Genomic DNA, 9,673 nt, shown 5'->3' with positions numbered 1-9,673 from the left:
CCGGTGCGCCCCGGATCAACGGTGCCGCCCCGGTACTGAACATCCGGGTCGAACTCGACGACCTCGCCCAAGGGCACGGGGTTGGTTGGGTTGATGGGATTGTTGACCCGGTCCCGATGTCGAGTGTCGAACAGATCCTCTGCCACGCCGACATCACCACCACCGTCTTCGGGCTGCACGGGGAAGTACTCCAGCACGGGAAAACGAAACGCCTGTTCACGACCGCGCAACGGGCCGCCATGGCCGCACGGGATGGCGGGTGTGTGTGGCCGGGCTGCGACCGCGGCCCGTCCTGGTGCGAAAGCCACCACGTCGACGACTGGAAACACCAAACCTACGCACCCGGGCGTACAGACATCGACAACGGGGCACTGCTGTGTCACTTCCACCACACACATGTGCATTCCTCTGAGTGGAAACTCGCCATGCAGAACGGCGTACCGGTGCTGATCCCACCGAAGAGCATCGACTGGGAACAAACCCCCAGACCATGCTCCCAAATCAGATCCAGACGACGCGGACCCTTGCCCACGACACCGCTACCACCATGGGTCAGACAACCACGACCATACACAACCTGACGACCACCGCCGCGGCGCACTGACTGACCGCCCGCGCCGCTCGCTACAGCAGAACTGTGCCCCGGATGCACGTCGTGCTGCGTCCGCCGACCCAAACGTCGTCCGGGGCGCCTGCCGCAGGGTCCGAGGCGTCGATGAACACCCGTCCCGCGCGGCCGAGGCGCGTGCCCTGCGCCACGATATAGTGTCTCGGAGCGCGACCCGAGCCGATCATCCACTGGGCAAGGCTCGCGTTGAGGCTGCCCGTGACCGGGTCTTCGTAGGGGCTCGCTCCGCCGATGAATGCGCGCACCTCGAACATCGGTTCAGTGTCGGCGTCTGATGCACCGGCTGATTCATCGACCGACACGACGGCCGCATAGCCGGTTGCTGGCGCAACTGTCTGAGAGAACGTCGCGTGCGGGCCAATGAGGCCGATCACGCCAGCTCCGAAGAGGGCTGCATTCGGCTCGACCGCGAGTACGGCGGCGGCCGACGCGAGCAGCAACCCCGGCCATCCGGGGCCATTGTCGACCCATTCGGCCGCAACCACATCAGCAGGGTTGATGCCCAGAATGCGAACCATCTCTTCGAGGTCGCCCTCTGAAATGGGGCCTCCGCGCCGAAGCGGGGGTGCCGCGAATGCGAGCCTGTCGCCGCTTTCGCCGCCGTCACGACGCACACGCACCAGGCCCACCTCGCATTGCTGCACGACCTCCGCCGCATTGTGGGGTACGCCGCCGGCTTCGAGCCAGGCGTGGGCGCTTCCGAGGGTCGGATGCCCGGCGAAGGGCAACTCGCGATCGGGAGTGAAGATGCGCACCCGGTAGTCGGCGCCGGCCGCGCGGGCTTCGGGTGTGGGAGGGAGGAGAAAGGTGGTTTCAGAGAGGTTGGTCCAGTTGGCGAAGCGGGCCAAGGCTTCATCGTCGACACCGTCGGCATCGATCACGACCGCCACGGGATTGCCGCCATACGGCGTGCCCGAGAACACGTCGACCTGCACGAAGTCGCGCATCCGAGGTTCCTGCGCAACGCCACTCCCCCGTAACGTCATGCGCTTTCCCCCGCTCGCGCGGGTGCGCCCATGGGTGCGTCGGTGTCGGCGGCCACGTCAACATCAGCATCAGCATCAGCATCAGCATCAGCATCAGCATCAGCATCAGCATCAGCATCAGCGCGCACGTTATCCGCGGCGGGCGCGGGCCCGAAGGCGGCCTCTGCCTCGAGCGCGGCAACTCCCGCTGGCCGCCACGGACCCACCCCACACGAACTCGCCCGATCGACTTTCCCCACCCCGTCGGCCCAGTCCCGCTCATCCGACGAAGTGGGGAAAGTCGGTTCGGTGGCCGCGGGCGCCGTGAGGTCGAGTTTCCCCAGACTGTCGGCTCGGACTGACAGGGGCGACAGAGTGGGGAAACTCGAACCAACGGCCGCGGAAGTCGAGGGGTGAACGCGGGAAGGGGTGTCTGCCGAGAGAGGCCGACTGCGCGCAGGAGCGACCCGGGCACGGGGGCGAGCGGAGTCGGGCACGACAAGGGCGCGGGTGCGGGCGGCGGCGTCAGCGGCACGAGCGCGGTCGGCGGCGGTGTCGCGAGCGCGAATGGCGCGGTAGCCGTCGGTTCGCAGAGCATACACGGTGGCTGCCATACCAATCAGTCCAATTATGCCCAGAACTAGCAAGAACGTCACGATATTTACCCCATCTGCCACGGAAAGCGACAATTGGCCTGCGATTACGGGCCATGCGCCTATCCAATTGCTAATTGGCCTTGAGGTCAACAGACCAATCTGCTTACACTGGTTGGGTGACGGCCCTTCATCTCTCTGCGCGAGCTCTCGACCAGCTTCTGGGCGACTGGAAGACCGGGGCCAGCACATACAGTTCACTGGCCGACCGCATCCGGTTGCTGGTGCTCGACGGCCGCATCCCGGCGGGAAGCCGCCTACCCGCCGAGCGGGAGCTCTCTGCCCGTCTCACCCTCAGCCGCAGCACGATCGGTGCCGCCTACGCAGAGCTCCGGGCATCCGGATTCCTCCGCAGCGTGCGCGGCTCAGGTAGTATCGCGCAACAACCGGCACCCGGCAGCACGGGCACCACCCGGCTGCGTCGGCCCGAAGACCCGCCCACGCAGTCGACGCTCAACGGGTCAGCCGATTCGTATGGTTCGGTGCCATCGGTGCCATCGGCGCCATCGGCGGCATTCGCGGCATTCGCAGAAACCGAGCAATTCACTACGGCGTGGTCTGCTACCGGATGGTCGATTTCTTCACCCGATCGCACCGCCGGCAATCACACCGCCCGCAATCGCACCGCCCGCAATCACACCGCCGCCGTAATCCCCGCCACCCCCTCCCTTCTCAACTTCACGCAGGCCGCTCTTCCCGCCATCGCCGGCGTGGCCGAGGCCTTCGCCGCCTCGCTCGACGACCTCACCGCTCAGCTCGCGACCCCCGGCTTCGAACCGTTCGGTCTGCAACAGCTTCGCCAGGCCATCGCCGACCGCTACGCCGAGCGCGGGCTGCCGACGCACCCCGATGAGATCCTCGTGACGAGCGGAGCCCTGCAGGGCCTCAACCTCATCGCCCGCACCCTGCTGAGCCGCGGCGACCGCGTGGTGGTCGAGACGCCGACGTATCCACACGCCGCCGACGCACTGGTCGCGGCCGGCGCCCGTCTGGTGCCGGTTGCGGTGACGGCCGGCGAAGGCTGGCACGAAGACGCGATGCTGCAGGCATTCGCGCGCACGGCGCCCGCGCTGGCCTTCCTCATGCCCGACTTTCAGAATCCGACTGGCGAGAGCATGGGCAACGACATGCGCCATCGACTGGTCGAGGCGGCCGAACGCTCCGGCACGGTGATCGTCGCCGACGAGACCACGGCCGAGCTCAACATCGACCGCGAAGGCGAGTTCGCAAACCTGGCTTCGCTCGGTGACGTTGTGCTGCTCGGGTCGGCGAGTAAAACGATGTGGGGAGGCCTGCGCATCGGGTGGGTGCGGGCATCCAGACCCCTCATCAGGCGACTGCTGATCGCCCGCGCATCGGTCGACGTTGGCACGCCGATTCTCGAGCAGCTGGTCGCAACACGCCTCGTTCCGCAGACCACGGCCCTCGTGGCCCTGCGACGAGAGCAGCTGCGCTTCGGCCGCGACACGCTGCACGCCCTGCTGGCCGAGCGCCTGCCCGAGTGGAGCGTTCCGCACCTGCACGGCGGCCTCTGCAGCTGGGTGAACCTCGGCAGGCCCGTGAGCTCGCAGCTCGCCCTCAGCGTGCGCACCCGCGGCGTGCTCATGAACGCGGGCCCGCGGTTCGGGCTCGACGGTGCGTTCGAGCGGTTCATGCGGATTCCGCTCAGCTACTCACCCGCCGAGACCGAACGGGCTGTGGATGCCCTGCAGCACGCCTGGCTGAGCCTCGACGCCCGCGCCGCCACCCCTGACCCCTCGGTCTACGACATGGTGTAGCTGCGGTGCCGGCTGGCTGGCCGACTCAGCGGCTGGATGGCTGGCTTGCTCGCCGGCTGGCTGGCTCTCAGGCCAACCGCACCGAAGCCGCCTCGACCACCTCGGCCGAGCGCCCCGGCGCCCGCTGGTACTGCCAGTAGAGGTTCGTGTGTGCAATGACCTGCTCGGGCGGCGGCGCACCCCACTCGCTCAGGTCTTCAGTGGTGTGCGCGTCGCCGACGAGGGTCACGTCGTACCCGCGCACGAACGCACCGTGCAGGGTACTCCTGACGCACGCATCGGTCTGCGCGCCGGTCACAACAAGACGCCCGACACCCGCCGCGGCCAGCACCTCCTCGAGATCGGTGGCTTCGAACGAATCGCCGTAGAGCTTCTGCACGAGCGCCTCGCCCTCGCGACGCCGAAGCTCCGCGATGTACTGCCAGTTCGCGGCGCCCTGCACCAGTTCGTCACTGGAGTGCTGCACCCACACCACAGGCACAGCCTGCTCGCGCGCCCGCTCCACGAGGCCGGCAATGTTCGCCACCACCTCGGTGCGATTCAGAGCGCTCTCGACCACCCCGACCTGCATGTCGATCACCACCAGCGCGGTGTTCGGCCGGTCTGCCAACGTCGTCATGTCGTTCCCCATTCCGGGCTTCAGACGCCGCCCGCTCGTGCGTCGATTTTAGGCCGGGCACGCATTCGCCGCACGCCTAAGATGGGCCGAGACAGGCAATCGGGGTGGGCGAAATGGCCGAAGTAAGCGCAGCGGTCGTGATGGGCGCTGCGGGCGTGGCGCGCGCGGCGAGAACGAGAAGGGCCTTTACGCTCGTGGCGACCGTGCTCGTCGTCGTGGGCGCACTGCTCGCGCCGGTCGCCATTGTCGCCTCATCAGCGCGCGTCGCCCTCACCGACACCGACCAGTTCGTGGCCGCGTACGCACCGCTTGCACACGACACCTCGGTGCAGAAGCTGGTCACCGACCAGACCGTGAGCGCCATCAACGAACGCATCGACATCGACGCCCTCACCTCGAATGCCTTCGACGGCATTGCCTCGCTCGGAGCCAGCGAGCTTGCGACCCAGGCTCTGGATGCCCTGAAGGGCCCCGCGGCCGCCGGAATCCGCTCGCTGCTGCAGTCGCGCGTCGCGGCCTTCGTCGAATCCGACACCTTCGCCGACGCGTGGGCCACCTCGTTGCGGGCCACGCACGCACAATTGGTCTCCTCTGCGGCCGGCAGCACCACCGCCATCCTCGCGTTCGGCGCCGACGGAACCATCGGCATCCAACTCGGGCCCATCGTCGAGGCAGCCAAAGCCGCCCTCGTGGAGCAGGGCCTGACGTTCGTGGCCGCGTTGCCCACCGTCAACCTGACGTTCGTGGTGGGCACGTCGCAGTCGCTGCCACCCGTGTTGGCCGTCAGCGGTCTCGCCGCGGCCGCGGGCCTCTGGCTGCCGTGGCTGGCGCTCGCCTGCCTGGTCGCCGGCGTGCTCGTCGCCCGGAGGCGGAGCATCGCGACACTCTGGGCAGCGGCCGGCACGGCCCTGACGTGCGCCGCGCTGCTCGCCGTCTTCGCGGTCGGCCGCAGTGTGTTCGCTGGGGCGCTCGGCTCGGCGGGCACCGCCACTGCGCCACCCGCGCCCGGCTCACTCGTGCCGTCTGACACCATCACCGGGCCAAGCACGCTGAACGATGTTGCAACCGTCGTCTACGACGCCACCACCGGCGGGATGCGCGCCGCTACCGTCACCGTACTCGTGCTGGCGCTCGTGCTGGCGGTCGTGGCTTGGCTGGTGTCGCCCCTCACGATCCCGCGACGAGTGCGGAAGACACTATTGGGCTGGCGCCGCTCGCTGTCGCAATTGCAGCTTCCATCGCAACCGCCAGCCGAGCCGTCAGTACCAGCCCCGTCGCCAGCGCCAGCCCCGTCGCCAGCGCCAGCCCCGTCGTCAGCGCCAGCCCCGTCGTCAGCGCCTCACTCGGAAACGAGACCCGAACTCGAACCCGCTTCAGCGTCTGACTCCGTATAGCTGCCATCGGCCTCGGCCGGGCGGTCTTCGCGATCGTCACCCTCGGTGTCGGTGTACGAACCTTCGCCCGTGCGCGACGCGGCCATTGGTGTGACACCGGCCGACGCATCCTCTTCAGGGTTGAAGTGCGAACCCTCGGGGTCGTGACCCACGGCCAGGCCATCGTCGGTGTTGGGGATCGTTCCGTCGGTACCGAGGTTCGGCTTCTCGTTGCTGTCTGACACAGGTCTGCCCTCTTTCGTCATCGAACGAGCCCACTTCGGCTCGTCACCCTAAGACGAGTGGCGCACCCGTTTCGTCACACATCGAGCACGACTTTTCCGCGCTGGCCACCTGCCGCGACCGCCGCCTGAGCCGCCGCGACGTCGTCGAAGGCGAAATGCCGGGTAGGCGGCACCGTGAGTTCGCCCGCCACGGCGAGCGCGGCCAGCTCGGCGAGAATTCCCGACGTCTGGTCGCGGGCACCTCCCGAGGAGAACACCACCCCCAGCCCGTACGCAGCGGGGTCGGCGATGGTCACGACGCGCTCGGGGCCTCCGACGAGCTCGATCGAACCCGGCAGGACGCCTCGCCCGGCCGTGTCGAGAACGGCATCGACGCCGTCGGGCGCAAGCTCGCCAATACGCTCGAAGACACCGTCGCCGTAGAGCACCGGGTGAGCGCCGAGCTTACGCAGGGTATCCGAATCTCGCGCACTGCCGGTACCGATGACAGTGATGCCGTGCGCCACAGCGAGCTGAACGGCGATGGCCCCCACCGAGCCGGCGGCGCCGTGGATGACCAGGGTCTCGCCGGGCGTCAGCTTCAGCAACCCGAGGGCGCGCAGCGCGGTCTCGCCGGCCACGGGAAGGGCCACCGCCACATCCCAGTGCAGCCGAGAAGGCTTCAGGGCGACCACGCGGGCCGTTGCGAACTCGGCGTAACCGCCGCTCGTCGCCCAGCCGAACACCTCGTCACCGACGCTCAGCCCTTCGACCGCGATGCCCACCGCTTCGACCACTCCGGCCATCTCACTACCGGGGATGACGGGAAAAGTGGTCTTCACGAACTCGCTCATCGCACCGGAGCGCAGTTTGAGGTCGTATGGGTTCACCGCCGCGAGCCGCACACGAACCAGCACCTCGTCGACCCCGGCGACCGGTCGGGCGACCTCTCTGATCTCGAGAACCTCGGTGCCCCCATACGAACCGAACGTGATTGCCTTCATCTGCGCTTCTCCTCGACGAGCCTCGGTGCGATCTGGTGCGTTCTGCGTGATTGGCTGGATCTGCCAGATCGTTGCGTTCTGCCAGATCGGCGCGTTCAGCGCGTCGCTGCGGCGAACCAGCCCAGTCTGGCGCTCACGACGCCCGAAGTCACCCCATCTGGCGCACAACGTCACCCGGCTGCGCGGCAGAGCGCGTATTCGTTCCGGTGTCCGTATCCGCGTCCGTATCCGTATCCGTATCCGCGCCAATGCCCGTGCCCACGCCCACGCCCATGCCCATGCGGCGAACCGCCGCCGGTCGCCCGAACCTGCTGGCCCGCGACAGGATGCCCGCCAGAGCTTCGAGGTCGTCGTCGCCCAACGCAGCGATCTCCGGCGGGGCCGGCGGGCGCAACCGATCGACGCGCCCGAGCGCTGCCCGACCGGAGGGTGTGAGATCGACGATTTTGGCCCGCCTGTTGGCGGGGTCGACAACCCGTGCCACAAGGCCGTGTGCCTCGAGGTCGTTCACTGCGACGGTGGCGGCCGGGGCATCCATCGACGCCACATCGGCCAGTGCCTTCAACGTGAGCGGGCCGTCGGCCAGGCGGCGCAGAACCCGCACTCGACTGAACGGCAGGCCCACCTCCTCGGCAGCCTGGCGGCGCCACTCGCCGAGGTGCTGGGTGGCGAGGGCCATCAGCGACGCCCACACCTCGTCGGCGGCGATGCTCACTGGATGCCTCCGCGTGCCTCGCCGGCGGTGATCACGTCGGTGTGCGATGCGGCGGGTTGCCCGGCGGCTGGCCGCACCGAGGTTGGCTGCGATGCGTCGGTCTGCGATGCGGCAGCCTGCACAGCACCCCGCGCCGTCGCGCTGACCTTCACTGCGCCCGTCGCCACCGGCTCGGCCAGCAGATGGCCGATCTTCTCGGTGGTCTGGCGCGCCCACGCCGTGGTTGAGGCGATTCCGAGCGCCGCGATGGTCAGGCCGCAGCCCACCACGATCCACCACATGGCGTGGGTCGCAGTGGCGAAGCCGGCCCCGATCATCGCCGACGCACCCGCGCCAGTCACGGTGCCGGCGAGCGCGACACCCACGGAGACGCCCACCTGGCGACTGGTCGAGGCGAGCCCCGCGGCCACGCCCGCCTGCGAGAGGGGCATGCCCGAAACCGCGGTGGTGGTGATGGGCGCATTGACCATTCCGAACCCGAGGCCGAACAGAACGTACGACACGAGCAGCTGCGCGTCAGGCGTCGTGGCCGTGAGAAACGTGAGTGAGACCGCACTCGCGGCGAGCAGCGTTCCGGCGATCACCAGCGAGGGGCGGGTTCCGAACCGACCCACCAGTCGCCCCGAAATGAGCGAACAGACCAGGGTGGCGATGGCGAGGGGCAGCATGTAGATACCCGTTTCGAAGGCACTGAGGCCCCGAACATCCTGCAGGTAGAGCGCATTGATGAACAGAAACGCGCCGTACGCCGCGAAGGCGCAGAGGGCGATGATCGTCGCCGAGCTGAACGGAACGCTCTGAAAGAACCGCAGGTCGACGAACGGCTGGGCCGTGCGGCTCTCGTGCCGCAGCAACAGCACCACGGCCACCGCGCTCAGCACGAACAGGCCGATGATGAGCGGCGACCCCCAGCCCTGCCGGGTGCCCTCGATGAGCCCGAACACGAGCGACACCAGCGCCACGATCACGAGCAGCTGGCCGATCGGGTCGAGCTTGCGGGCCTTCGTCGCTCGCGACTCCGGCACGAAGATGGCGCACAGGATGATCGCCGCCACCCCCACCGGAACATTCACCCAGAACACCGAACGCCACCCCACGGTCTCGGTGAGCGCGCCGCCCACCAGCGGCCCGAACGCCATCGACACACCCACGATCGCGCCCCACACGCCAACCGCGCGGGCCCGCGCCTTCTTCTCGGTGAAAGTGTTGGTGATGATCGACATGGCCACGGGGTTGAGCATCGAACCGCCGAGCGCCTGCAGAACGCGGGCGAAGATGAGAAAGCCGATACTCGGCGCGACACTGCAGAGCAGCGACCCGATGCTGAAGACAACGAGCCCCACCTGGAACACCCGCCGCCGGCCCAGCCTGTCGGCGGTCGAGCCGGAGAGCAGCAGAAAGCTGGCGAGCGTGAGCGTGTAGCCGTCGACGATCCACTGCAGGTCGCTGATCGACGCGTTGAGGTCGCGGCTGATGGCGGGGAGGGCGACGTTGACGACCGTCGCATCCATCGACACGATGAACAGGCTCATGCAGCAGATAGCGAGGATGAGCCCCTTCGGGGCCGGTTTGCGTGGCATGCGCCCGGGCTTCACGGCGCGGGAGGGTGACTTCGAAACAGTTGTAAACACACAATAATTGTGAACACGTAACTATCAGTTGTCAAGCCGGTAGTAAAACCGAAACAACGTGAGATGGGTCATGGCACGTAATA

General features: G+C 68.0%; 10 protein-coding genes. 3 read left to right on the top strand and 7 right to left on the bottom strand.

Translation table 11 applies throughout. The annotated features are described in order from the left end of the window. Positions 1 to 14 precede the first annotated feature (14 nt). Entirely contained in the window at positions 15 to 581 is a 567-nt protein-coding gene (locus tag D4765_RS20075) for an HNH endonuclease signature motif containing protein (RefSeq protein WP_420824518.1), read from the top strand. Positions 582 to 624: 43 nt separating this feature from the next. Here D4765_RS20075 and D4765_RS00945 read toward each other — a convergent pair whose 3' ends face one another. Beyond that, positions 625 to 1,575: a PhzF family phenazine biosynthesis protein gene (locus D4765_RS00945; protein ID WP_201799192.1), complete on the bottom strand. Its 951-nt coding sequence runs from the start codon at positions 1,573 to 1,575 to the stop codon at positions 625 to 627. 35 nt (positions 1,576 to 1,610) lie between these two features. Further along, a complete protein-coding gene (locus D4765_RS00940; protein WP_136640337.1) occupies positions 1,611 to 2,207 on the bottom strand; it encodes a hypothetical protein in 597 nt (198 codons plus the stop codon). 158 nt (positions 2,208 to 2,365) lie between these two features. Between D4765_RS00940 and D4765_RS19925 the strand changes: the two genes are divergently transcribed. Further along, a complete protein-coding gene (locus D4765_RS19925; protein ID WP_136640336.1) occupies positions 2,366 to 4,024 on the top strand; it encodes an aminotransferase-like domain-containing protein in 1,659 nt (552 codons plus the stop codon). A gap of 67 nt (positions 4,025 to 4,091) precedes the next feature. Here the strand turns inward: D4765_RS19925 and D4765_RS00930 are convergent, their stop codons facing one another. Further along, positions 4,092 to 4,643: a cysteine hydrolase family protein gene (locus tag D4765_RS00930; RefSeq protein WP_136640335.1), complete on the bottom strand. Its 552-nt coding sequence runs from the start codon at positions 4,641 to 4,643 to the stop codon at positions 4,092 to 4,094. 113 nt (positions 4,644 to 4,756) lie between these two features. On the opposite strand from D4765_RS00930, the gene D4765_RS19050 reads away from it, so the two are divergent. Beyond that, the gene (locus tag D4765_RS19050; RefSeq protein WP_161580301.1) at positions 4,757 to 6,037 is read left to right on the top strand and encodes a hypothetical protein; all 1,281 of its coding nucleotides are present in this window, start codon (positions 4,757 to 4,759) and stop codon (positions 6,035 to 6,037) included. Here the strand turns inward: D4765_RS19050 and D4765_RS00920 are convergent. From D4765_RS00920 to D4765_RS00905, 4 genes are all read right to left on the bottom strand, one after another. Next, a complete protein-coding gene (locus D4765_RS00920; protein WP_162501125.1) occupies positions 5,983 to 6,261 on the bottom strand; it encodes a hypothetical protein in 279 nt (92 codons plus the stop codon). The genes D4765_RS19050 and D4765_RS00920 overlap by 55 nt on opposite strands. 74 nt (positions 6,262 to 6,335) lie before the next feature. Further along, positions 6,336 to 7,244: an NADP-dependent oxidoreductase gene (locus tag D4765_RS00915; RefSeq protein ID WP_136640333.1), complete on the bottom strand. Its 909-nt coding sequence runs from the start codon at positions 7,242 to 7,244 to the stop codon at positions 6,336 to 6,338. A 148-nt stretch (positions 7,245 to 7,392) separates the two neighbouring features. Continuing rightward, on the bottom strand, positions 7,393 to 7,959 hold the full coding sequence (locus tag D4765_RS00910) for a MarR family winged helix-turn-helix transcriptional regulator (RefSeq protein WP_201799191.1): 567 nt from the start codon (positions 7,957 to 7,959) through the stop codon (positions 7,393 to 7,395). Continuing rightward, positions 7,956 to 9,590 carry an MFS transporter gene (locus D4765_RS00905; RefSeq protein WP_237280193.1) on the bottom strand — a complete coding sequence of 545 codons (1,635 nt, stop codon included), beginning with the start codon at positions 9,588 to 9,590 and terminating at the stop codon, positions 7,956 to 7,958. The genes D4765_RS00910 and D4765_RS00905 overlap by 4 nt, the downstream gene beginning before the upstream one ends. Positions 9,591 to 9,673 lie beyond the last annotated feature (83 nt).

Origin of the sequence: Subtercola vilae, from assembly GCF_004923255.1 — a bacterium.
Classification (GTDB): Bacteria; Actinomycetota; Actinomycetes; order Actinomycetales; family Microbacteriaceae; genus Subtercola; species Subtercola vilae.
The sequence above is the reverse complement of the archived record's forward strand: the minus strand, read 5'-3'. Positions and strand labels throughout refer to the sequence as shown.